Raw genomic sequence first — 21,441 nt, forward strand, 5'->3', positions numbered from 1 at the left:
TTCATCTGGCGTTCAGGTCAGGCGGCGGGCTTCGCGTCGGGCCGGGAGCCCATTACCAAGGATATATGAGGCCATAGTAGGAGAAGACGGTGCGGCCATATGTGTCGTCATAATCCGGCGGCGTGTCGGGCGTGTGACGGGGTGCGCTTTCCAGCACGTCCTTGCTGAGATCCACGACATAGCCGCCCTTATCGGTGTCATAGCTCAGCATCGACCAGGGGATGGGGTAATGATCGTTGCCAAGGCCGAGGAAGCCGCCGAAGGAAAGCAGGGCATAGCGAACCTGCCCGCTGCGCTTTTCCACCATGAAGTTGGAGATATGGCCGAGCCTTTCTCCTTGCCGGGTGTAGACGGCGGTTCCTTCCACACGGTCGGACGCGATCAGGTCACTGGAATTTTGGGTTGCGGGATCAGTCATCGTCACCCTCCTGCATCATAATGCGCTAGACCCATGAAACCGGGGACGATCAGCGGGGTTCCCAATCTTCGAAACAGGAGGATGAGATGAAGATCAATCGCAGCGGATCGGCGGTATGGAGCGGAGGCCTGAAAGACGGCAAGGGCGCGATTTCGACGCAGAGCGGCGCTTTGGACGCGCACCCTTATGGCTTTGCAATGCGGTTTGAGGGCGTACCGGGTTCCAACCCGGAAGAGTTGATCGCGGCGGCGCATGCGTCCTGCTTCACCATGGCGCTGTCGATGATCCTTGGCGAAGCCGGGCTGACGGCGGAGAAGATGGAAACCAATGCCGTCGTCACGCTGGAGCAGCAGGAGGGTGGCTTTGCGATCACGGCCAGCAAGCTGACGCTGAAGGCCACGATCCCGGGCGCCGATGACGCGCAGTTTCAGGAACTGGCGGCGAAGGCGAAGGAAAATTGTCCCGTGTCGAAGCTGCTGAAGGCTGAGATTAGCCTGGACGCGGAACTGCTAGGCTGAGGCGGGTCGGCGGGAGCGTATATGTTCCCGCCACGCGATGTAGAGGCCGCTCAGGATGATGAGCGCTGCGCCGATCCAGGTCGTATACATCGGCCATTCGCCCCAGATCAGCAGGCCGAGCATGGTCGACCAGATGATCGTGCTGTAATCCATCGGCAGTACGACCGACACGGGCGCATGGCGCAGCGCCCCGGTCATGCACAGTTGCGCCACGCCCCCGGTGATGCCGACGCCCATCAGCATGGCCCAGGTGACGGGATCATGTGCTTTCCCGACGAAAAGCATCAGGATGCCGAGGGGCGGGATCGAGAGGATCGTGAACCAGAAGACGATGGCGCCCGTCCTTTCCGTCCGGCCGAGGTCGCGGAGCAGCAGGCCGATGCAGGCGGTGATGACGGCGGCCGAAAGCGCGACGGCGAGGCCCAGCGGCGGGAAGTGCATGCCGTCCGGGCGGACCATGATGATGATCCCGACGAAGCCGAGCAGGATGGCGGCCCAGCGATGCGGGCCTGTCGCCTCCCGCAGCAGGAGCGCAGAGAGCAGGGTGGCGAAGATCGGCATGGTGAAACCGATCGCCGTCGCCTCGGTCAGGGGCAGCAGCAGGTATGAGCCGAAGTTGAGAACCATGCCGGTGAGGCCGAGCACGGTGCGGCTGACATGCGCGCCGAGGCGGTTCGTGCGGACCGAGGCGAGACCGTCCGTCATCGCGACCCAGGTGACGATCAGCGGCAGAGCCAGCGCCTGGCGGTAGAAGATGAGTTCGATCAGGCTGACGCCGCGCGTGCCGACGACTTTGCCCAGCGCGAACATGACGGCCATGAACATCATGGCCAGCAGGCGCAGACCTATGCCCTTGAGCGGATGCTCTTCGCGGACCGGTGGCGGTGGCGGAAGCTCCTCGGGCGGGCTGATCGGGGCGGGCGGTTGCACGCGGTTTGCTTTAACCGGCGGACACGGTCACGCAACCACCGGGCGGATAAATTACGATTTATGCGGTGGATAGCGGCTGGGTTGCCGCTATCGCGCGTGCAGGATCAGAGGCAGGCTTCCAGGAAGGGCTGGTCGAAACCGAACTGCCGGGCCTTGTCCAGCGTGTAAGGGCGCAGGCCCATGGAGCGATATTCGCCGACGATCTTACCGCTGTCGTCCTCGTCATGATATTCGAACTTGAACAGTTCCTGGGTGACGATGACGTCGCCTTCCATGCCGATGACTTCGGTGATGTTGGTGACGCGGCGCGAGCCGTCGCGCAGGCGCTTCACCTGCACGATGAGGTCGACGGAGTCGGCGATCTGTTTCGAGATGGCCTCCTTCGGGATCTTGATGTCGCCCATCAGGATCATGTTCTCCATACGGCCGAGGCATTCGCGGGGCGAGTTGGAGTGGAGCGTGCACATGGAGCCGTCATGGCCCGTGTTCATCGCCGCGAGCAGGTCGAAGCACTCCGCGCCACGAATTTCGCCCAGGATGATGCGGTCAGGGCGCATACGCAGGGCGTTCTTGACGAGATCGCCGATGGTGATCGCGCCCTGGCCTTCCAGGTTCGGGGGGCGGGTTTCGAGCGGGAGCCAGTGCGGCTGTTGCAGGCGGAGTTCGGCCGCGTCCTCGATGGTGAGGACGCGCTCGCCCGGGTCGATCATCTTCGACAGGGCGTTGAGCATGGTGGTCTTGCCCGAGCCGGTGCCGCCCGAGATGACGATGTTCATGCGCGATGCGCCCGCGATCTTGAGCGCGGTGGCCATCTTCGGGCTCATCGCGCCCCACTGGGCGAGCATGTCGATGGTGATCGGCTTGGCGGAAAATTTACGGATCGAGATGGCAGTGCCGCGCAGCGAGAGCGGCGGCACGATGACGTTGACGCGGCTGCCGTCGGGCAGGCGGGCGTCGGCGAGCGGCGTGGTCTGGTCAACACGGCGGCCGACCTTGTTCACGATGCGCTGGGCGATCTGGAACAGATGCTCTTCATCGCGGAACTTGATCGGCGCGATCTGGAGCTTGCCCTTCTTTTCGATATAGGTCTGTTCCGGGCCGTTGACCATGATGTCGCTGACGTCGGGATCGGCGAGCAGTTCCTCTAGCGGACCGAGGCCAAGCAGTTCGTCGACCAGCACCTTTTCCAGCGCGAATTGTTCGCGGCGGTTGAGGGTGAGCTTGAGCTCGGCCAGCACCTCCATGATGATGGGGCGGAATTCCTCGGCCAGTTCATCCTTGCTGAGGGTGGCGGCGGCTTCCGGATCGACGCGTTCGAGCAGGCGGGGGAGGACCTGCTCCTTGATCTTGTGGACCGACGCTTCGAAGCCTTGCGGCCCTGCATCGGCGACATGTTCGGCGTTGGCGCGGTCCGACAGGCGTTGCAGGGCGTCGGCGTTGCGCTGCATCTGGGTCGTGGGAGCGGACAGCGGATCGACCGGGCTTTCGCTGGCGGGCAAGGGCGCCATGTCGAGCGGAGGAAACTGGTCGCCGCCGCGCGCTTCTTCACGCGGTGCGCCGCCCTGCATGGGCCGGGCGACGCCGAAACCCGGCTTGATACCCGCAGGTCCATTTTTCCGTCCAAACGCGCTCATAATTCTCCGCCGGCATGTTCCGATCGATCGAGCCAACCACAAAGAGACCGATCAAATATGGCTGGAGATGGTGAATAGGTCGGAAACTTTGACAAATGGCTAATGGCCGAGGCGAGCGCGCTCCGTGCCGCAATGCAAGAAGGCCGCGTTCCTTGGCGAACGCGGCCTTCTTGGGCAAGCGGATCAGGAGGTGCGCTTTGGCTTAGCCAGCATGCTCCGCAAGAACGGTCAGGCCCTTTTCATTGACTTCAGCGAAGCCGCCCTGGACGGGGATGACTTCGGGAGCCGAACCGGCCGAGGCGAAAATCTGGATCGCGCCGTCGCGGACGGTGGACATGAAGGGCGCGTGCCCTTCCAGCACGCCGAAGTCGCCATCGGTGCCGGGGACGACGACCTGATAGACCTCTTCCGAGCGGACGAGCTTTTCGGGGGTCACGAGTTCGAAATGCAGTGCCATCTGTAACTCTCCCCCCTCCCTTTCAAGGGAGGGGCAGGGGTGGGTGCGGTTGCGTTAGCAATCGCCTGCAAACTTCAGGGATAGGTCGAGGCTCGCTTCGCTCGCGGCCCACCCCTAACCCCTCCCGCTTGCGGGAGGGGGACATTGTGGAGCTTAAGCCGCTTCGGCAGCCAGCTTCTTTGCCTTTTCGATGGCTTCGTCGATGCCGCCGACCATGTAGAAGGCGTTTTCGGGCAGATGGTCATATTCGCCTTCGACCACGGCCTTGAACGACTTCACCGTGTCTTCGATCTGGACGAACTTGCCCGAGATGCCGGTGAAGACTTCGGCGACGTGGAAGGGCTGCGACAGGAACTTCTGGATCTTGCGCGCGCGGGCGACGGTGAGCTTATCTTCTTCCGAAAGCTCGTCCATGCCCAGGATCGCGATGATGTCCTGAAGCGACTTGTACTTCTGCAGGATCGCCTGAACCGCACGGGCGGTCTCATAATGCTCCTGGCCAACGACGCGGGGTTCCAGAACGCGGCTGGTCGAGTCCAGCGGGTCGACCGCCGGATAGATGCCCAGTTCCGAAATGGCGCGGTTGAGAACGGTGGTGGCGTCCAAGTGCGCGAAGGAGGTCGCAGGCGCCGGGTCGGTCAAGTCGTCTGCGGGGACGTACACGGCCTGAACCGAGGTGATCGAACCCTTGTTGGTCGAGGTGATGCGCTCCTGCAGCGCGCCCATGTCCGTCGACAGGGTCGGCTGGTAGCCCACGGCCGAAGGAATACGGCCGAGCAGAGCCGACACTTCCGCGCCCGCCTGGGTGAAGCGGAAGATGTTGTCGACGAAGAAGAGCACGTCCTGCCCTTCCTGGTCGCGGAAATATTCCGCGATCGTGAGGCCCGACAGAGCGACGCGAGCGCGGGCGCCCGGGGGCTCGTTCATCTGGCCATAAACCAGCGCCACCTTCGAACCTTCGCTGATCGCGTTGCCGTCGGCGTCCTTGGCGATAACGCCTGCGTCGAGGAATTCGTGATAAAGGTCGTTACCTTCGCGGGTGCGCTCACCGACGCCCGCGAACACGGAGGTGCCGCCATGGCCCTTAGCGATGTTGTTGATCAGTTCCTGGATGAGCACGGTCTTGCCGACGCCCGCGCCGCCGAACAGGCCGATCTTGCCGCCCTTTGCGTAAGGGGCGAGAAGGTCGATGACCTTGATGCCGGTGACGAGGATCGACGCGTCGGTCGACTGATCGACGAACTCCGGCGCCTTGGCGTGGATCGGGGCGGTGACGGTGGTGGCGACAGGGCCACGCTCGTCGATCGGCTCACCGACGACGTTCAGGATGCGGCCGAGCGTCGCCGGGCCGACGGGAACGCTGATCTGCGCGCCGGTGTCGGTGACTTCCTGACCGCGGGTCAGACCGTCGGTCGAGTCCATCGCGATGGTGCGGACGGTGTTTTCACCCAGATGCTGGGCGACTTCCAGAACAAGGCGGTTGCCGTTGTTGCTGGTTTCCAGCGCCGAGAGAATAGCGGGGAGCGCATCGGGGAAGGTCACGTCGACGACGGCGCCGATGACCTGCGAAATGCGGCCTACATTGTTGGTGGTTGCCATGACTGCTTCCTTGCGTGCGTGATCTTAAAGGGCTTCCGCGCCCGAGATGATTTCGACCAGTTCGGTGGTGATCGCGGCCTGACGGCTGCGGTTATACTGGATGGTCAGCTTGTTGATGAGGTCGCCGGCGTTGCGGGTCGCATTGTCCATGGCGGTCATCGATGCGCCCTGTTCGGACGCGTTGTTTTCCAGCAGCGCCTTGAAGATCTGTACCGTGACGTTGCGCGGCAACAGGTCGTCGAGGATCGCTTCCTCGCTCGGTTCATATTCCACCGTAGCGCCGATGGCGTTGCGGTCGGCATCGGCAGGGATCTTCACCGGGATGATCTGCTGTTCGGTCGGAATCTGCGCGAGCGCGGACTTGAACTGCGAGTAGAAGAGATGCGCGACATCGAACTTGCCGTTCAGATACATGTCGGTCAGTTCATGCGCGATTTCGGACGCCTGGTTGAAGCCGGGTTCCTTGACACCGGTGGTGTCGAACTGCGCGACGATCATGCCGGGGAAGGTGCGGTTGATCACCGGACGACCCTTGCGGCCGATCAGGTAGAAACGAACGGTCTTGCCCTGCGCGATCAGCTCGTCCGCCTTGGCGCGCGCAGCCTTGACGATGTTGGCGTTGAACGCGCCAGCAAGGCCACGGTCGGAGTTGGCGACGACCAGCAGATGAACGTCATCCTTGCCGGTGCCAGCGAGCAGCGGCGACGCGCCTTCGCCCGAACCGCCTGCGATCTTCGACGCGAGGCTGGCGACGACGGCTTCCAGACGGCTGGAATAGGGACGCGCTGCTTCGGCGGCAGCCTGCGCCTTGCGCAGCTTGGCCGCGGCGACCATCTGCTTCGCCTTGGTGATCTTCTGGGTCGATTTCACCGACCCGATGCGGATCTTCAGTTCCTTGAGGCTGGCCATGACGAACCTTCTGTTCGTCATCCCGACGAAGGTCAGGATCTCGTGCCTCCAGGTTGAACCTTCGAGGCCTGAGATCCCAGCCTTCGCTGGGATGACGGATTATCCTTTACGCAAACGTCTTGCCGAAGCTGTCGAGCGCGGCCTTCAGCTTGCTCTTGGCGTCGTCGCCCAGATCCTTGCTGTCGCGGATCGCGGCGAGAACGTCGGCATGGTCGTGACGCAGATAGGCGAGCATCAGCTCTTCGTAGCGGGTCACGTCCTTGACGGCGACGTTGTCGAGATAGCCGTTGGTGCCGGCGAAGATCGACGCGGTCTGCTCTTCGAAGGGCAGCGGCGAGAACTGAGCCTGCTTCAGCAGTTCAGTGAGGCGCGCGCCACGGTTCAGCAGCTTCTGGGTCGAAGCGTCGAGGTCCGAACCGAACTGGGCGAACGCCGCCATTTCGCGGTACTGCGCCAGCTCCAGCTTGATCGAGCCCGAAACCTTCTTCATCGCCTTGGTCTGCGCGGCGGAACCGACGCGCGACACCGACAGGCCGACGTTAATGGCCGGACGGATGCCCTGGTAGAAGAGGTTGGTTTCGAGGAAGATCTGGCCGTCGGTGATCGAAATCACGTTGGTCGGAATATAGGCCGACACGTCGCCTGCCTGGGTTTCGATGATCGGCAGCGCGGTCAGCGAGCCAGCGCCATTGGCGTCGTTCATCTTGGCAGCGCGTTCCAGCAGGCGGCTGTGCAGATAGAAAACGTCGCCGGGATAAGCTTCGCGGCCCGGAGGGCGACGCAGCAGCAGCGACATCTGACGATAGGCGACGGCCTGCTTGGACAGATCGTCATACACGATCACGGCGTGCATGCCGTTGTCACGGAAGAATTCGCCCATGGTGACGCCGGTGTAGGGCGCCAGATACTGGAGCGGAGCGGGCTCCGAAGCGGTCGCGGCGACGACGATCGAATATTCCATCGCGCCATTTTCTTCGAGCTGCTTGACGATCTGCGCGACGGTCGAGCGCTTCTGGCCGACGGCGACGTAGATGCAGTAGAGCTTCTTGCTTTCGTCGCCGGAAGCGTTGACGCCCTTCTGGTTGATGAAGGTGTCGATCGCGACAGCGGTCTTGCCGGTCTGGCGGTCACCGATGATCAGCTCGCGCTGGCCACGGCCGACGGGGACGAGGGCGTCGATCGCCTTGAGGCCGGTCTGCACGGGTTCGTGCACAGACTTGCGGGGGATGATGCCCGGCGCCTTGACTTCAACGCGCTTGCGCTCGGTGTACTGGATCGGGCCCTTGCCATCGATCGGGTTGCCGAGGCCGTCGACCACGCGGCCGAGCAGGCCCTTGCCTACGGGAACGTCCACGATGGTGCCGGTGCGCTTGACGGTGTCGCCTTCCTTGATCTCGGCGTCCGAGCCGAAGATCACGACGCCGACATTGTCGGCTTCGAGGTTGAGCGCCATGCCCTGCACGCCATTGGCGAACTCGACCATTTCGCCCGCCTGGACGTTGTCGAGGCCGTGGACGCGGGCAATGCCGTCACCCACGGTCAGCACGGAACCGACTTCGCTCACCTGCGCTTCGGTGCCGAAATTGGCGATCTGGTCCTTGATGACCTTCGAAATTTCTGCGGCGTTGATATCCATGTTCAGCCTTTCATCGCCTGGGCGAGACTATTCAAACGGGTGCGGATGGAGGAATCGATCATCTGGCTGCCGATCTTGACGACCAGCCCGCCCAGGATCGCGGGATCGACCTTTGCATCGAGCGCGACTTCGCGGCCGACGCGCGCCCGCAGATTCTGCTGCAGGGCGGTGACTTGGTTCGAATCGAGCGGATGTGCGCTGGTCACTTCCGCGCGGACTTCGCCCTTGTGATTCGAAAGAAGCGTTTCATAGGCGCGGATAACCGCGGGCAGCTGCGAGAGGCGACGGTTAGCCGCCAGAACGCCCAGGAACTTGGTCGTCAGCGCGTCGATCCCCATGGAAGATGCGACCGCCGCGATCGTCTTGCCCGCTGCGTCGCGGCTGAGCACGGGATTGTTGATCAGGTTTTTGAAATCAGCCGATTCGGCAATCGCCGCCTTGATCGCGCCGAGGCTGGCCGCCACGGTGTCGAGGGCGTTGCCGTCGCGAGCCAGATCGAACAGCGCAACCGCGTAGCGTCCGCTGAGGCTGGCCTGAATGCCGCCGGTAGTCTCCACGCGCTTACCGTCCTCCAATTGATTTGCCGGTCATGCAAAAAAGAGGGGCGCGGTCTATCCGTCCCGATCCCCTGTTGCCGGGCCGGTTAGCAGCGGGATTATGACTATGCAAGCCATGGAACGCGATTCCGTCACAAGGATGGAATCGAAGCGAATGAGCGGCGCGCTTTACCGCGCGGATCGCTTCAGTTCGCCGGGTCGGCCGGGGCGAGCCGTCCCTTGCGGCAGCGGTAGACCAGGCGCTCGTTAGGCTGGGCGGGCAGGAGTGCGCCAAGGTCGCTGCGCAGCGAGGCTATGCGGGCGAGGAGATCGGGATTGTTGCCGCATTCCTTGATCGGCCCATCCTTCAGCAGCGCGCGTGCCTTGTCCATCGTGTCGCCATCGGGCAGCCAGCGCTGGACGCGCAATGTGCCGGTTGCGGGGTCGAAGCGGCTCAGCGCGATGAAGTTGCCGCTTTCTGGGATGGTGGCGCGTTCCCAGTCATTTCCGGCGGTCACATATTGGCTGTTGCCATTGGCGCAGCCGGACGCGGTCCAGTTGAAGGGGATGTCGTTCGCCTGCGATATGGTGACGCGGCTGCGATCGAGATCAATCGCGCAGATATTTTCGCCTTCCCACGCATAGGCGCTGTTGCCCGTGACCTGGTCGCTGGCGGCGAGCTTTACCCGGTCATCGATGCTGGAAAAGCTGGGCTTCAGGAAAAACAGCGCGAGCGCGCCGAACAGCAGCACGCCTCCGCCCGCGAGGAACCATGTGGCGCGGCGTTCGCGGCCCTGGCTGTAGAAAAGCCCGCCTGCGCCAAGGCCAAGCACTGCCAGCGCCAGCAGGACAGCCGCACCCGCCATCGCATTTTCACGGCCGGAGATGACGTCGCGCTCGGCGGCGTCGCGGGCCTTGTCGAGTTCAGCTTCGCGGGCATCGGCCTTGGCGCGCTCGGATTGTTCGCTGCGCTGCGCCTCTCGCTGCGTCAGCATGGCTTCGGCAGCGTCCGCCTCCGCCATGGAGCGGCAGGGGACGACGGTATGGAGCGAGGACACGCCCGCCTGACGCAGGAAGGATGCCACTTCGCGCCAGGACACGGCAAATCCGAACTCCGCGTCATTCCCGTCCGAGATCGATCCGAAGCTGTTGACGCCGAGCACCCGGCCGCAATCGTCCACCAAAGGCCCGCCGCTGTTCCCGGCAGCAAGGGGTGCGGTATGGAGGATCGTGTCGAAGCTCTGGCTGGAGCGGCCGGAGGACACATTGCCACTGGTTTTTACAGTGCCGAGCGGTTCGATCATCTGTTTGAGGCCAAGGCCCTGCGCGCGGTCGACATTGCCGGGATAGCCGATCGCCGTCACATGCTGCCCGTCGCTGACGGCGCCGCCGTAGAAGGTGCTCACCGGCAGGCGGCCTTCCTCCAGCTGGATGAGTGCGAGGTCGTTGCCGGGCGAATAGGCGATGACGCGGCCGCCATAGCTTTTGCGCCCTTCCGAAGGGATGACGCCGATGACGAGGTTCTTTTCCTCGCGCGTCAGTTCAACGACATGGGCGTTGGTCAGCACTTTATCCGGCGCGACGGCAAAGCCGCTGCCATGGCCGACGAAGTAGGCATCGCTGCCATCGGTCGCCACGATGGCGATGCGGACGACGCCGCGCGCGGCGGCGGCGATATCCTGCTGTTCCGCCTGCGCGGCGACAGGCGAGGCAAGGGCCAGCAGGAGGCAGAGACGGCGAAGAAATGCGACCATGATGCGGCGCATTCATATGGTAAAGCCCGGCGGAGGCAATGGCAGAATTGCTTTGAGCGCAAGGCGCGGGAAGGCTGGCCCGATCGCGCCTGCTATCCCATATGGATGAACCAGATGACCGACCTTTCCGCCTCGACGCCATTGGCGCTGGATGATGATGCCTGCTGGGACGCGTTCCTGCGGCGGGACCGGGCCATGGATGGGCGCTTCGTGGGCGCGGTGCTGACCACCGGCATCTATTGCAAGCCGAGCTGCGCTGCGCGGCATCCGCGGCGGGAAAATATGATCTTCCTGCCGGATCCGGCTGCGGCGCGGCAGGCTGGATTTCGGGCATGCCTGCGCTGTCTGCCGGATGAGGTCGGGCGGGACAGGGTCGCCGTGGAGGCGGCGAAAGCCTTCATCGCGGCTTCAGAGATAGCGCCCTCGCTGGAACAGGTCGCCGCGCATGCGGGCTATGCGCCGCATCATTTCCATCGGCTGTTCAAGCGGGAGACGGGGCTGACACCGGCCGCCTACGCTCGATCTCTGCGTGCGGAACGGCTGAAGGCGGCGCTGGAAGAAGAGGGCAGCGTCACCAGTGCGATTTATGAGGCGGGATATAATGCGCCCAGCCGCGCCTACGCCGATGCGGAGCGGCATCTGGGCATGACACCTAGCGCCTGGAAGGATGGCGGGCGGGGCGTCACGATCCGTTATGTGGTGATGGGATCCAGTTTGGGGCCTGTGTTGGTCGCGGCGACGGCCAAAGGGCTTTGTCGGGTCAGTTTCGATGAAGGCGAGGACGATTTGCGGCGACGCTTTCCCAAGGCGGAGATTCTGCCGGGCGATGGGGCGTTGAGCGCGCTGGCGGGGCAGGTGGTGCAATTGATTGAGGAGCCGGGGCGGCCGGTTGATGTGCCCATGGACGTGCGCGGCACCGCCTTTCAGCAGGCGGTGTGGAGCGCGCTGCGGGCGATACCGGCGGGTGAGACGCGCAGTTATGGGGAGATTGCCGCTGCCATCGGGAGGCCGGGTGCAGTACGTGCGGCTGGGACTGCTTGCGGGGATAATGGGCTGGCGGTGTTGATCCCCTGCCATCGCGTGTTGCGCGGCGATGGGAGCTTGGGTGGCTATGCCTATGGCGTGGAGCGGAAGAAGGTGCTGCTGGAGCGGGAAAGAGGAGTCGATTGAGGGGCGCTTTTGGGTGGCAAGCGGACCGTCCGTTTACATTAGTTCAACGACAACAACTTATGACTTAGTTGGCCTGCCTTGCGGGTGCTCGAGGATATGGTCGGATGATAACAATCATGTATGTCGCATCCTTGCTCAGCAGCGCGCACGGGCTTCACAGTTCCCTCGGCACGTCCGCTATCAGCCATGCCTTGCAGGCTAAAAATATCGACAAAGAATGGAAGCCCGATGAAATAATAATTCGCAAGCTTGAGCGCGAAATTACGCTTCATCGAAATGGAAAGTCCATAAAAAAGCGGATAAGGTTCTACACTGGAACGTTTGCCGAAGGTCGAAGATTGATCAAAGGTACGCTATGGGATCACCCAACACGATTGCTGTCAGTTGCGATGCCAGACACTATACGAAATATGCCTTTAAAGCCGATCAATATCGTCGCCAACGATGAACTTCCATGGGCGCTCTTCGAGCGGCATGATCCCACATGTCCCGCCATCATTGTCGAATATGATGTGGGTGCTGCCAAGTTCAATTATCAATATTGTTATCCCTGACGTCACGCTGCTTGCCCGCCCATGCGGCTGCTTGATGGGATGATGCGCCCCGAACATATGGCATGAATTGGTCGTGAAAAGTCATCGCCCATTGCGTTCGTCACGCGATCGCTTCAGCCGCTCCATGATCGCCTGCCGCTGCGCCTTGCTCATGCCGCGCCAGCGCGCGATTTCTTCGGTTGTGCGGCCGCAGCCGGTGCAGAAGCGGCCTGCTTTGTCCAGCTTGCAGATGTTGACGCAGGGGGTCTCCATCACATGAAGCTGTAGGGATCGACATCCACGGCGACGCGCGTTCCTGATTTCCAAGTGATGTTGTCCAGCCACTCACGGATTGCCGCCTGCACGTCGATCTGGCGGCTGGCGTGGATCAGCAGGCGGTGGCGGTGGCGGCCGCGCAGGACGGAGAGGGGCGCGGGCGCGGGGCCGTAGACGCGCATGCCGTCGATCGGCGGGGCGGACTTGCCGATCAGGCGGGCGACCTGGGCGGCTTCATCGGCATCCTCGCTGGAGATGATGATGGCGGCGAAGCGGCCGAAGGGCGGGGCGTTGGCGCGGCGGCGGTTCTCCGTCTCCACTTCGTAGAAGCGTTCCGAATCGCCCGCGATCAGCGCCTTGATGACTTCGGCTTCGGGCATGCGGGTCTGGATGAAGACGCGGCCGGGCTTTTGTCCACGGCCCGCGCGGCCAGCGACCTGGACGATCTGTTGAAAAGTGCGCTCGGATGCGCGCAGGTCGCCGCCTTCAAGGCCAAGGTCTGCGTCGATAACGCCTACGAAGGTGAGGTTGGGGAAATGATAGCCCTTCGTCACCAGTTGCGTGCCGATGATGATGTCGACCGCGCCCGCCTCCACCGACTTCACGAACTCGGCGGCCTTGGCTGGCGACCAGAGCGTGTCCGATGTGACGATGGCGGTGCGCGCCTGTGGCCAGAGCGCCTTCACCTCGTCCGCGATGCGTTCGACGCCGGGGCCGCAGGCGACCAGGCTGTCCTCTTCCTTGCACTCCGGGCAGAAGCGGGGCGAGGGGATGACATGGCCGCAATGATGGCAGGCGAGGCGCTTGGTCAGGCGATGTTCGACCATCCAGGCGGTGCAATTGGGGCACTGGAAGCGATAACCGCAATGGCGGCACAGCGTCAGCGGCGCATAGCCCCGGCGATTGAGGAAGAGGAGGCTCTGTTCGCCCTTCTCCATCGTCTCGTCGATCGCCTTGATGAGGGGCGGGGCGATCCAGCGGCCGCGTTCCGGCGGGTCGGTGAGGAGGTTGATGCCCTCTATGCCAGGCATTTCCGCGCCGCCGAAACGGGCGGGCAGCTTGATTTCGCGATAGCGGCCAAGTTCGACCTGATGCCGCGTTTCGATGGCGGGGGTGGCCGACGCGAGGATGACCGGGAATTTTTCCATGAGCCCGCGCATCACTGCGACGTCCCGGGCGTGGTAATGGACGCCGTCTTCCTGCTTGAAGCTGGCCTCATGCGCTTCATCGACGACGATGAGGCCGAGATTGGGATAGGGCAGGAACAGGGCGGAGCGGGCACCGACGACGACTGCCGCCTCACCCGAAGCGATGGCGCGCCATGCGCGGCGGCGTTCGGATTGGCGCAGGCCGCTGTGCCAGCTGATGGGCACCGTGCCGAAGCGCTTTTCGAACCGTTCGAGAAAAGGCTCGGTCAGCGCGATTTCGGGCAGGAGGACGAGGACCTGACGGCCTTCGCGAATGGCCGCGGCGATGGCTTCGAAATAGACTTCCGTCTTGCCCGAGCCGGTGACGCCGTCGAGCAGGAAAGGGGCGAAGTCGCGTTGGCGTACTGCGTCCACGAACTCGGTTGCGGCGCTGGCCTGTCCGTCGGATAGCTGCGGCGGCGCATGATCCGGGTCCGGGCGGGGGAAGGGGGTGTCGATGCTGACTTCGACCGCTTCGAACGCGCCTGCTTTTACCAGTCCACGGATGACGGCGTCGCTGACGCCGCCGATCAGCGCCAGTTCGCGGATCAGGCCCTGCCGCTCGCCAATGCGCTCCATCGCCTGGGAGCGCTGTTCGGTCATGCGGTCGGGCAGGTCGCCGGTGGCGCGATATTCGATGACGGTGCGCGCGCCCTCCAGCGCCGACATGGACGCCAGCGTCATGCGCAGGACGGACGCAATGGGGGCGAGATAATAGTCCGCCGTCCACTCGATCAGGCGGCGGAGGGTTTCGGGGATCGGAGGCGCGTCGACTGGCCCCACGATGTTGCGCAGGCGGTTGTCGCCGACGCTTTCGACATCGGGGAAGCTATCCTCTTCCCACACCACGCCGATAAGCTGACGGGGGCCGAGCGGGGCGACGATGATGCTGCCGGGCTGCACGGTCATGCCGTGCGGCACGCGATAGTCGAGCGGCCCCAGGGCAGCGTTCAGCAAGATGACACGGGCGCGCGAACTCATCCGCCTCTCCCTATCGCCTCAAGGGCGGGAGGCAAGGCGGCGCGTTCAGATTTTCCAGCTGAGGGTGAGCCAGGGGATATGGGCGACGGCGTCGGGTGCGTTGTCGCGGAAGGTCTGTTGCCGCATGTAGAGCAGCTGCGCGTCCAGCGATCTGCCGAGCGGCTGGCGCAGGCCGACCTGCTGGCGCAGGACGGCAAGGCCGGTCTTGTCGCTGGGCTTCGCGCGGTTGAGGTGGAAGAAGAATTCCGTCGCGGCGATGAGGGTAGGGGCCTTTGATGAGCCGAGGGGAATGGACGCCTGAACCCTCTGACGAAGCCGCCAGCTTGGCCGGTCGGCCGTGTCGAAGAAGCGTTGCTCCATGCGGGTGCGGGCGAGGAAGATTCCGCGCGTGAAGGTGGCCTGCTGGAAGAGGCGCAGCTCCTGTTCCGGTTCGGAGTGGAAGAAGGCGATGCCGCCGCCGATCTGGACGCCCCTAGCTATGCGATGGTCGATGAGGATGCGGGCTGTCTGCTGCTCTCCATTGGAGCTGTCGCGGCGGAACCGCTGGCTGAGGTCGAGCGTGATCGTGTCGGCTGGGGTGGCTGTAACGATCAGGGATTCGGTGATCCAGGCTTGCGACTCTTCGGTGGCAGCAGCGGCGGGCGTGGCGCAGGCCGCAGCCAACGGGAGAAGCGCGCCCTTGATGTGGTGCGGGCGCATATGGCGGTGCATCGATCGGTCCTTTGGAAAGGTGCCGCCGTCATAATGTTACGGAGCTGTTTCCGTAAAGCCTGCCGCTGGCAATAATGGCTAAAGGCGGGATCAGCCGCTAAAGGGGAGCCGATTCGCACATCCCGCCCGGAGCAGACCCCATGAAGTTCTTCGTCGATACCGCCGACACCAACGAAATCCGCGACCTGGCCGCCACTGGCCTGCTGGACGGTGTCACCACCAACCCGTCGCTGATCCACAAGTCGGGCCGCAAGTTCGTAGAAGTGGTCGAGGAAATCTGCGCCATCGTCGACGGCCCCGTCTCCGCCGAAGTCGTCGCTCTCGACCATGAGACGATGATGAAGGAAGCCGCCGTGCTGCGGAAGATCGCCGACAATGTCTGCATCAAGGTTCCGCTGACGATCGACGGTCTCAAGACCTGCAAGGCGCTGACCAGCGAGGGCGTACAAGTGAACGTGACGCTGTGTTTCTCCGCCAACCAGGCGCTGCTGGCGGCGAAGGCGGGCGCGACCTTCATTTCCCCCTTTGTCGGGCGGCATGATGACAATGGCTTCGACGGCATGAAGCTGATCGAAGACATCCGCCTCATCTACGACAATTATGCGTTCGACACGGAAATCCTGGTGGCAAGCGTGCGCCACCCGATCCATGTGCTGGAAAGCGCGAAGATCGGCGCGGACGTAATGACGGCGCCGCCTTCGGTCATCAAGGCGCTGTTCAACCATGTGCTGACCGACAAGGGCATTGCGGGGTTCCTGGCGGACTGGGAGAAGACCGGGCAGTCGGTTCTCTGATCCTGGTTCAATCTCTGGAAGCTAGGCAAAAAACCCGTTCGCCCTGAGCCTGTCGAAGGGCTCTTCCTTGTTGGAAAAGTAAGAGGCTTCGACAAGCTCAGCCCGAACGGAGGGGAGGCGCGCCAAGGGGGCGCAACCTCTGACCCGCTGCGTCATTCTCTCCCTGAAGGAGAGGTGCGATGTTCGTCGCGGTTTACTGGTGGCGGGTGCATCCCGGAAAGGAAGATCAGTTCCGCGCGGCATGGCGGCGGGGAACTGACCTGATCCGGGAGAAATATGGCAGCTACGGATCGCGGCTCCATCGCGACGCGGATGGGCGCTTCGTCGGCTATGCGGAATGGCCGGACGAAGAGACCTGGCGCGCGGCGTTCGACCGGAAGATGGTCTATGACGAGCCGGAAACCCGCGCCGCCTTTGTCGATGCGATCGCTGAAGTGCCAGCGGACGCCGACCCGATCTTCACCATGACGGTGACCGACGACCTGCTGATGCGGGCGCGGCCGGACGACAGTCCGCTCGATGGCGAATAGGAACGACCTTGATTTCGGCTGGGGCTTCCTGGCCGCCGCGATCCTGATCGCCGGGTTGCTGATGCTGCTGCTGGGCTGGCGCTTGTAGGGAGTATGGCGACCCCGACAGGATTCGAACCTGTGACCATTCGCTTAGAAGGCGAATGCTCTATCCAGCTGAGCTACGGGGCCGCATTGGCGCTTCGATAGCCGGGCTTGTGCCTGCGCGCAATCATGCCTGCCATTGCAATTGCGCGGCAGGCCGATATGCAGGGGCCCCATGACCGATTTGGGGGTTCGGAAAATCGATGCGCAGGCGCTTCGCGAGCGGCCGATGCGCTATTTCGATTTCTTCATCGCGGCGTTCGTCGCCATATTGTTGCTGTCGAACCTGATCGGAGCGGCCAAGCTGTCCACCGTGGGCGGCTTTACATTCGGTGCTGGCATCCTTTTCTTTCCGCTCGGCTATGTGCTGGGCGACGTGCTTACGGAAGTCTATGGCTATGCCCGTGCCCGCCGATGCGTGTGGGCGGGCTTTGGCGCGATGCTGTTCATGGCGCTGATGAGCTGGGTGGTGGTGAAGCTGCCGCCTGCGGAAGGCTGGCCGGACCAGGCAGCTTATGAGGCGGTGTTCGGCAATACCTGGCGCATCGTCTTTGCGTCGCTTGCGGCATTCTGGGCAGGGGAGTTGGCCAACAGCTTCGTGCTGGCCAAGATGAAGCTGCTGACACAGGGCAGGCATTTGTGGATGCGGACGATCGGATCGACGATCGTCGGGCAGGGGGTGGATAGTTTGCTCTTCTATCCGCTGGCCTTTTTCGGGGAATGGAGCAATGCGCAGGTGCTGACCGTGATGGTCACCAACTGGCTGATGAAGGTGACATGGGAAGCGGTGCTGACGCCTTTGACCTATGTTGTGGTGAACAGCCTGAAGCGCGCCGAGGGGCTGGACGTCTATGATGAGGGGACGGATTTCACGCCATTTCGGACGAAGCTTTAGGGGGCTGGAGATCCCAGCTTTCGCTGGGATGACGAGATTTTAGTAGGCCGCTCTCACGAAATACAGGCCATCGGGGGGCGCGTTGAGGCCTAGAGCCGCGCGGTCCTTCGCATCGCGGGCGGCGCGCATGTCGTCGACCGACCAGCGGCCCATGCCGACCAGCGCGAGGCAGCCCACCATCGAGCGGACCTGATGGTGGAGGAATGAGCGCGCTTCGGCATGGATGGCGATCCGGTCGCCTGTCCGTTCCACGTCGAGGCGATCGAGCGATTTGAGCGGGCTTTCGGCCTGGCAATGAGCGGAGCGGAAGGTGGTGAAGTCGTGGCGGCCGACGAGGAGCTGGGCGGCTTCCTGCATTGCGTCCGCGTCGAGCGGCTGGATGACGCGCCAGCACAGGCCATCCTCGAAGGTCAGCGGCGCGCGGCGGTTGGCGATGCGGTAGACATAGGCGCGGCGGACGCAGGAAAAGCGGGCGTGCCAATCATCGGGCACCACTTCACAGGCCAGGATCGCGACCGGGTTCGGCCGCAGGCGTGCGTTCATCGCTTCCATCAGGCGGAAGGGGGCGATCGGCTTGTCGATGTCGGCATGGGCGCGCATGGCAAGACCATGGACGCCTGCATCAGTGCGCCCGGCGGCGTGGATGACGGCGCGCTCGCCGGTGATGGCGTGGATGGCATCCTCCAACGCCTGCTGGACGCTGGGGCCATGTGATTGCCGTTGCCAACCCATGAAGGGGCGGCCGTCAAATTCCACGGTGAAGGCGAAGCGGGTCATGGGCGGAGTAGCGCGATCTCAATCCTCTCATGCGTCATCCCAGGGGAAGCTGGGATCTCGGCAGAGGGAGTGCCACATGGCCGGAGATCCCAGCTTCCGCTGGGATGACGGGGTGGAGGCGAGATGACGTTAGCCATCGACGCGCGACCCAGCGGGCAGGTCATATCCACGGAGCAGCTCGCCCGGAGACATGGCGCCCTTGCCTGCGCGCTGGATGAGGGTGGGACGGATCGCGCCGTGACCGCAGCCGATGAGCAGGCTGTTGTCGAGGAGTTCGCCTGGCTGGCCGTCATGCTCCTCGACATGGGCGGCGAGGATGCGGAAACGTTCTCCGCGATATTCCAGGAAGGCTCCGGGCATGGGGTTGAAGGCGCGGATATGCCGTTCAACCTGATGGGCATCGCGAGAGAAGTCGATGCGCGCTTCGCTCTTGTCGATCTTTGCCGCATAGGTGACGCCATCATCCGGTTGCGGAACAGGGGGGTGTGCGGGGAGGTCGTCCAGTACCTCCACCATCAATTCCGCGCCTGCCTGCGCCAGTTCGGCAGTGAGGGTGCCCGCCGTCTTGTCCTCGATCGGGGTCACATGTTTTGCGCGCATCGGGCCGGTGTCGAGGCCAGTCTCCATGTCCATGATCGTGACGCCGGTTACATTGTCGCCTGAGAGGATTGCCCGCTGGATGGGAGCTGCGCCGCGCCAACGGGGCAAGAGCGACGCGTGGATGTTGAGGCAACCAAAGCGAGGCGCATCCAGCACGGCGCGCGGCAGGATAAGCCCATAGGCGGCCACCACCGCGACGTCGGCGTTAAGCGCGGCGAAGGCAGACTGCACCTCCGGGTCCTTGAGCGAGATGGGCGTGCGCACCTCTATGCCCATCTGCTCTGCCTGGGCCTGAACCGGGGAGGGGCGCAGCGCCTTTCCGCGCCCGGCGGGACGGGGTGGCTGGCTGTAGACCGCAACGACCTCGTGCCCAGCCTTGGCCAGCGCGACGAGGGCGGGGACGGCGAAATCCGGGGTTCCCATGTAGATGATGCGCATAGTGGCCTCTCAACTCTTTTGACCCCGGACTTGCAAGCCCCTATCTCGGTTCCATGGCTTCTCCAGAGATCGATGCGCTGACGCAGGCGCTGTCCCGCCTGCCAGGCCTTGGCCCGCGTTCGGCGCGGCGCGCTGTGCTGCATTTGCTGAAGAAGCGGGAAAGCGCGCTCGAACCGCTGCTGCGCGCGCTTGATGCGGTGAACGATCGGCTCGTGACCTGCGGCATTTGCGGCAATGTCGACACGGTCGACCCCTGCGGCATTTGCGCGGACCCGCGCCGCGACGCGCGGGCGATGTGCGTGGTGGAGGATGTCGCGGACCTGTGGGCGCTGGACAAGTCGCGGCTGTTTCCGGGCCGATTCCATGTGCTGGGCGGTCGATTGTCGGCGCTGGAGGGAGTGCGGCCGGAGGACCTTTCCATCGACGCCCTGATCGCGCGGGTGGAGGCGGGCGGCATCGACGAGGTGGTGCTGGCGATGAACGCGACGCTGGAGGGGCAAACGACGGCGCATTATCTGGCAGAGCGGCTGGAGCGCTTTCCGGTGCGGCTGACGCAGCTGGCCCATGGGGTGCCGGTGGGCGGCGAGCTTGATTATCTGGACGAGGGGACTTTGGCCCAGGCACTGCGGGCACGGCGTCCCGTTTCGTGAGCTTGGCGGTCGCTTGAAAAAGCCCGCCATTGCGGCTATTTTAACCACATGGCCATTCTTCCGATCCTTGAGGCGCCCGATCCGCGCCTGCGTACCATTTCGTCTCCGGTGGAGGCGATCGATGACGATCTGCAGCGCCTGATCGACGACATGTTCGAGACCATGTACGACGCCCCCGGCATCGGCCTGGCTGCGATCCAGGTCGGCGTACCCAAGCGCGTGCTGGTGATCGATTTGCAGGAGCCCGAATCGGACGAGGAGGGGGCACCCTCGGTGAAAAAGCCGATGGTGTTCATCAATCCCGAGATCCTGGAAGGCTCTGCGGACCTGTCGGTTTACAATGAGGGCTGCCTGTCGGTGCCTGACCAATATGCCGAGGTCGAGCGCCCTGCGACGATCCGGGCGAGCTGGATGGACCGGGACGGGCGCATCCATGAGGAACAGCTTGAGGGTCTGCTGGCAACCTGCCTGCAACATGAGATGGATCATTTGCAAGGCGTGTTGTTCATCGATCATCTGTCGCGGCTGAAGCGCGACATGCTGCTGAAGAAGCTGACGAAGGCGCGCAAGGCGGCTTGATACGCCCTTGAAAGGTTGCGGAAGCGCTCTGGCTCTACGGCTGGAGCGCTTTTTCTGATGATATATTGATGACCTTCAGCTCACTTTCCCCTCCCGCAAGCGGGAGGGGGGATGAATGCGGGGCACTCAAGCCAACCGATCCTCTACCCTACGCCATCCGTATCGAGCGCATAGCCCGCCGATCGGACCGTGCGGATGATGTCGCGATATTTGCCATCCGCGTTGATCGCCTTGCGCAGGCGGCGGATGTGGACATCGACGGTGCGCAGTTCGATATCGCTGTCCTGACCCCATACGCTGTCGAGCAGCCGCTCGCGCGAGAAGACCCAGCCGGGATGCTCCAAGAAATGCTTGAGCAGGCGGAATTCGGTGGGGCCGAGCGGGATCACCTGGCCACCGCGCCGGACCTTGTGACCGACCGTGTCCATTTCCACGTCCGCGAAAGTCAGCGTCTCGCCCGCAAGCGCCGGGCGGACGCGGCGAAGGACGGCGCCGACGCGGGCGACCAGTTCGCGGGGGGAGAAGGGCTTGGTGACATAGTCGTCGGCGCCGGTTTCGAGGCCGCGCACACGGTCTTCTTCCTCGCCGCGCGCGGTGAGCATGATGATGGGCACATTGGCGGTCCCGTTCATGCGGCGCAGGCGGCGGCAGACTTCGATGCCTGACAGGCTTTCGACCATCCAGTCGAGCAGGACGATGTCGGGCACATTCTCCTGCGCGAGCAGCAGCGCTTCCTCGCCATCGACGGTGTGCGCGACGTCGAAATCCTCGCGCTTGAAATGCCAGATCAGAAGTTCTGCGAGGGCCGCGTCATCTTCAACCAGAAGCATCTTGGCTCTCGCCAT

23 protein-coding genes and 1 tRNA gene are annotated in these 21,441 nt (G+C 63.6%); 8 read left to right on the forward strand and 16 right to left on the reverse strand.

All coding sequences use genetic code 11. From position 1 onward, the window contains the following. Positions 1-52: 52 nt before the first annotated feature. Positions 53-418 (reverse strand): PRC-barrel domain-containing protein, encoded by a 366-nt coding sequence (locus MU848_RS05535; protein ID WP_247230738.1) that lies wholly within the window; start codon positions 416-418, stop codon positions 53-55. An 86-nt stretch (positions 419-504) separates the two neighbouring features. On the opposite strand from MU848_RS05535, the gene MU848_RS05540 reads away from it, so the two are divergent. Further along, on the forward strand, positions 505-936 hold the full coding sequence (locus tag MU848_RS05540) for an OsmC family protein (protein WP_201514647.1): 432 nt from the start codon (positions 505-507) through the stop codon (positions 934-936). Here the strand turns inward: MU848_RS05540 and MU848_RS05545 are convergent. The 8 genes from MU848_RS05545 to MU848_RS05580 form a co-directional block, all read right to left on the reverse strand. Next, entirely contained in the window at positions 928-1,764 is an 837-nt protein-coding gene (locus tag MU848_RS05545) for a DMT family transporter (protein WP_380800644.1), read from the reverse strand. The genes MU848_RS05540 and MU848_RS05545 overlap by 9 nt on opposite strands. Positions 1,765-1,970: 206 nt before the next feature. Further along, positions 1,971-3,500: a CpaF family protein gene (locus tag MU848_RS05550; RefSeq protein ID WP_247230740.1), complete on the reverse strand. Its 1,530-nt coding sequence runs from the start codon at positions 3,498-3,500 to the stop codon at positions 1,971-1,973. A gap of 202 nt (positions 3,501-3,702) precedes the next feature. Further along, positions 3,703-3,957, reverse strand: a complete 255-nt coding sequence (locus tag MU848_RS05555) for an ATP synthase F1 subunit epsilon (RefSeq protein WP_066524624.1) — start codon at positions 3,955-3,957, stop codon at positions 3,703-3,705. Positions 3,958-4,110: 153 nt separating this feature from the next. Further along, the gene (atpD, locus tag MU848_RS05560) at positions 4,111-5,556 is read right to left on the reverse strand and encodes a F0F1 ATP synthase subunit beta (RefSeq protein ID WP_097092011.1); all 1,446 of its coding nucleotides are present in this window, start codon (positions 5,554-5,556) and stop codon (positions 4,111-4,113) included. A 24-nt stretch (positions 5,557-5,580) separates the two neighbouring features. Next, on the reverse strand, positions 5,581-6,465 hold the full coding sequence (locus MU848_RS05565; protein ID WP_097092010.1) for a F0F1 ATP synthase subunit gamma: 885 nt from the start codon (positions 6,463-6,465) through the stop codon (positions 5,581-5,583). Between the two features lie 106 nt (positions 6,466-6,571). After that, entirely contained in the window at positions 6,572-8,101 is a 1,530-nt protein-coding gene (atpA, locus tag MU848_RS05570; RefSeq protein ID WP_097092009.1) for a F0F1 ATP synthase subunit alpha, read from the reverse strand. 2 nt (positions 8,102-8,103) lie between these two features. Further along, complete coding sequence (locus tag MU848_RS05575) at positions 8,104-8,658, reverse strand: F0F1 ATP synthase subunit delta (RefSeq protein WP_247230742.1); 555 nt, start codon at positions 8,656-8,658, stop codon at positions 8,104-8,106. Positions 8,659-8,843: 185 nt separating this feature from the next. After that, positions 8,844-10,391 carry a S1C family serine protease gene (locus MU848_RS05580; RefSeq protein WP_247231666.1) on the reverse strand — a complete coding sequence of 516 codons (1,548 nt, stop codon included), beginning with the start codon at positions 10,389-10,391 and terminating at the stop codon, positions 8,844-8,846. Between the two features lie 105 nt (positions 10,392-10,496). On the opposite strand from MU848_RS05580, the gene ada reads away from it, so the two are divergent. After that, on the forward strand, positions 10,497-11,561 hold the full coding sequence (gene ada, locus MU848_RS05585; RefSeq protein WP_281494303.1) for a bifunctional DNA-binding transcriptional regulator/O6-methylguanine-DNA methyltransferase Ada: 1,065 nt from the start codon (positions 10,497-10,499) through the stop codon (positions 11,559-11,561). A gap of 116 nt (positions 11,562-11,677) precedes the next feature. Beyond that, complete coding sequence (locus MU848_RS05590; RefSeq protein ID WP_247230744.1) at positions 11,678-12,115, forward strand: hypothetical protein; 438 nt, start codon at positions 11,678-11,680, stop codon at positions 12,113-12,115. Positions 12,116-12,196: 81 nt separating this feature from the next. Here the strand turns inward: MU848_RS05590 and MU848_RS05595 are convergent, their stop codons facing one another. From MU848_RS05595 to MU848_RS05605, 3 genes are read right to left on the reverse strand one after another with little or no spacing between them, the layout of a single operon-like run. After that, complete coding sequence (locus MU848_RS05595; protein ID WP_247230746.1) at positions 12,197-12,367, reverse strand: DUF1289 domain-containing protein; 171 nt, start codon at positions 12,365-12,367, stop codon at positions 12,197-12,199. Next, entirely contained in the window at positions 12,367-14,538 is a 2,172-nt protein-coding gene (locus tag MU848_RS05600) for a primosomal protein N' (protein ID WP_247230748.1), read from the reverse strand. The genes MU848_RS05595 and MU848_RS05600 overlap by 1 nt, the downstream gene beginning before the upstream one ends. 45 nt (positions 14,539-14,583) lie before the next feature. After that, on the reverse strand, positions 14,584-15,249 hold the full coding sequence (locus MU848_RS05605; protein WP_247230750.1) for a DUF2490 domain-containing protein: 666 nt from the start codon (positions 15,247-15,249) through the stop codon (positions 14,584-14,586). 140 nt (positions 15,250-15,389) lie between these two features. Here MU848_RS05605 and fsa point away from each other — a divergent pair, with 140 nt between their 5' ends. Together fsa and MU848_RS05615 are read left to right on the forward strand one after the other, a co-directional pair. Then, on the forward strand, positions 15,390-16,043 hold the full coding sequence (fsa, locus tag MU848_RS05610; RefSeq protein WP_097092004.1) for a fructose-6-phosphate aldolase: 654 nt from the start codon (positions 15,390-15,392) through the stop codon (positions 16,041-16,043). A gap of 179 nt (positions 16,044-16,222) precedes the next feature. Continuing rightward, entirely contained in the window at positions 16,223-16,573 is a 351-nt protein-coding gene (locus tag MU848_RS05615; RefSeq protein WP_097092003.1) for an antibiotic biosynthesis monooxygenase family protein, read from the forward strand. Positions 16,574-16,667: 94 nt separating this feature from the next. On the opposite strand, the gene MU848_RS05620 is transcribed toward MU848_RS05615, so the two are convergent. Continuing rightward, a tRNA-Arg gene (locus tag MU848_RS05620) sits at positions 16,668-16,744 on the reverse strand. 88 nt (positions 16,745-16,832) lie between these two features. Between MU848_RS05620 and MU848_RS05625 the strand changes: the two genes are divergently transcribed. Then, entirely contained in the window at positions 16,833-17,552 is a 720-nt protein-coding gene (locus MU848_RS05625) for a queuosine precursor transporter (protein ID WP_201514639.1), read from the forward strand. A 39-nt stretch (positions 17,553-17,591) separates the two neighbouring features. On the opposite strand, the gene truA is transcribed toward MU848_RS05625, so the two are convergent. Together truA and fmt are read right to left on the reverse strand one after the other, a co-directional pair. Continuing rightward, on the reverse strand, positions 17,592-18,329 hold the full coding sequence (gene truA, locus MU848_RS05630) for a tRNA pseudouridine(38-40) synthase TruA (RefSeq protein ID WP_247230752.1): 738 nt from the start codon (positions 18,327-18,329) through the stop codon (positions 17,592-17,594). A 129-nt stretch (positions 18,330-18,458) separates the two neighbouring features. After that, complete coding sequence (gene fmt, locus MU848_RS05635) at positions 18,459-19,367, reverse strand: methionyl-tRNA formyltransferase (RefSeq protein ID WP_247230754.1); 909 nt, start codon at positions 19,365-19,367, stop codon at positions 18,459-18,461. Between the two features lie 53 nt (positions 19,368-19,420). Between fmt and recR the strand changes: the two genes are divergently transcribed. Both recR and def read left to right on the forward strand, forming a co-directional pair. Further along, positions 19,421-20,017, forward strand: coding sequence for a recombination mediator RecR (gene recR / locus MU848_RS05640; RefSeq protein WP_201514636.1), 597 nt, complete (start codon positions 19,421-19,423; stop codon positions 20,015-20,017). A gap of 48 nt (positions 20,018-20,065) precedes the next feature. Further along, the gene (gene def / locus MU848_RS05645) at positions 20,066-20,596 is read left to right on the forward strand and encodes a peptide deformylase (protein WP_097091998.1); all 531 of its coding nucleotides are present in this window, start codon (positions 20,066-20,068) and stop codon (positions 20,594-20,596) included. Between the two features lie 143 nt (positions 20,597-20,739). On the opposite strand, the gene phoB is transcribed toward def, so the two are convergent. Beyond that, positions 20,740-21,441 carry a phosphate regulon transcriptional regulator PhoB gene (phoB, locus tag MU848_RS05650; protein WP_097091997.1) on the reverse strand — a complete coding sequence of 234 codons (702 nt, stop codon included), beginning with the start codon at positions 21,439-21,441 and terminating at the stop codon, positions 20,740-20,742.

Origin of the sequence: Sphingobium agri (genome assembly GCF_023051225.1) — a bacterium.
Lineage (GTDB): Bacteria > Pseudomonadota > Alphaproteobacteria > Sphingomonadales > Sphingomonadaceae > Sphingobium > Sphingobium agri.

Bases quoted from the DNA above. Each gene is read 5' to 3' on its own strand.
- MU848_RS05625 (WP_201514639.1), top strand. From the start codon at position 16,833: ATGACCGATTTGGGGGTTCGGAAAATCGATGCGCAGGCGCTTCGCGAG.
- def (WP_097091998.1), top strand. From the start codon at position 20,066: ATGGCCATTCTTCCGATCCTTGAGGCGCCCGATCCGCGCCTGCGTACC.
- fsa (WP_097092004.1), top strand. From the start codon at position 15,390: ATGAAGTTCTTCGTCGATACCGCCGACACCAACGAAATCCGCGACCTG.
- phoB (WP_097091997.1), bottom strand. From the start codon at position 21,441: ATGGCGAGAGCCAAGATGCTTCTGGTTGAAGATGACGCGGCCCTCGCA.
- atpA (WP_097092009.1), bottom strand. From the start codon at position 8,101: ATGGATATCAACGCCGCAGAAATTTCGAAGGTCATCAAGGACCAGATC.
- MU848_RS05550 (WP_247230740.1), bottom strand. From the start codon at position 3,500: ATGAGCGCGTTTGGACGGAAAAATGGACCTGCGGGTATCAAGCCGGGT.
- MU848_RS05600 (WP_247230748.1), bottom strand. From the start codon at position 14,538: ATGAGTTCGCGCGCCCGTGTCATCTTGCTGAACGCTGCCCTGGGGCCG.
- MU848_RS05595 (WP_247230746.1), bottom strand. From the start codon at position 12,367: ATGGAGACCCCCTGCGTCAACATCTGCAAGCTGGACAAAGCAGGCCGC.
- MU848_RS05615 (WP_097092003.1), top strand. From the start codon at position 16,223: ATGTTCGTCGCGGTTTACTGGTGGCGGGTGCATCCCGGAAAGGAAGAT.
- atpD (WP_097092011.1), bottom strand. From the start codon at position 5,556: ATGGCAACCACCAACAATGTAGGCCGCATTTCGCAGGTCATCGGCGCC.
- MU848_RS05535 (WP_247230738.1), bottom strand. From the start codon at position 418: ATGACTGATCCCGCAACCCAAAATTCCAGTGACCTGATCGCGTCCGAC.
- MU848_RS05540 (WP_201514647.1), top strand. From the start codon at position 505: ATGAAGATCAATCGCAGCGGATCGGCGGTATGGAGCGGAGGCCTGAAA.
- MU848_RS05565 (WP_097092010.1), bottom strand. From the start codon at position 6,465: ATGGCCAGCCTCAAGGAACTGAAGATCCGCATCGGGTCGGTGAAATCG.
- MU848_RS05545 (WP_380800644.1), bottom strand. From the start codon at position 1,764: ATGATGTTCATGGCCGTCATGTTCGCGCTGGGCAAAGTCGTCGGCACG.
- ada (WP_281494303.1), top strand. From the start codon at position 10,497: ATGAACCAGATGACCGACCTTTCCGCCTCGACGCCATTGGCGCTGGAT.
- MU848_RS05555 (WP_066524624.1), bottom strand. From the start codon at position 3,957: ATGGCACTGCATTTCGAACTCGTGACCCCCGAAAAGCTCGTCCGCTCG.
- recR (WP_201514636.1), top strand. From the start codon at position 19,421: ATGGCTTCTCCAGAGATCGATGCGCTGACGCAGGCGCTGTCCCGCCTG.
- MU848_RS05605 (WP_247230750.1), bottom strand. From the start codon at position 15,249: ATGCACCGCCATATGCGCCCGCACCACATCAAGGGCGCGCTTCTCCCG.
- MU848_RS05580 (WP_247231666.1), bottom strand. From the start codon at position 10,391: ATGGTCGCATTTCTTCGCCGTCTCTGCCTCCTGCTGGCCCTTGCCTCG.
- truA (WP_247230752.1), bottom strand. From the start codon at position 18,329: ATGACCCGCTTCGCCTTCACCGTGGAATTTGACGGCCGCCCCTTCATG.
- fmt (WP_247230754.1), bottom strand. From the start codon at position 19,367: ATGCGCATCATCTACATGGGAACCCCGGATTTCGCCGTCCCCGCCCTC.
- MU848_RS05590 (WP_247230744.1), top strand. From the start codon at position 11,678: ATGTATGTCGCATCCTTGCTCAGCAGCGCGCACGGGCTTCACAGTTCC.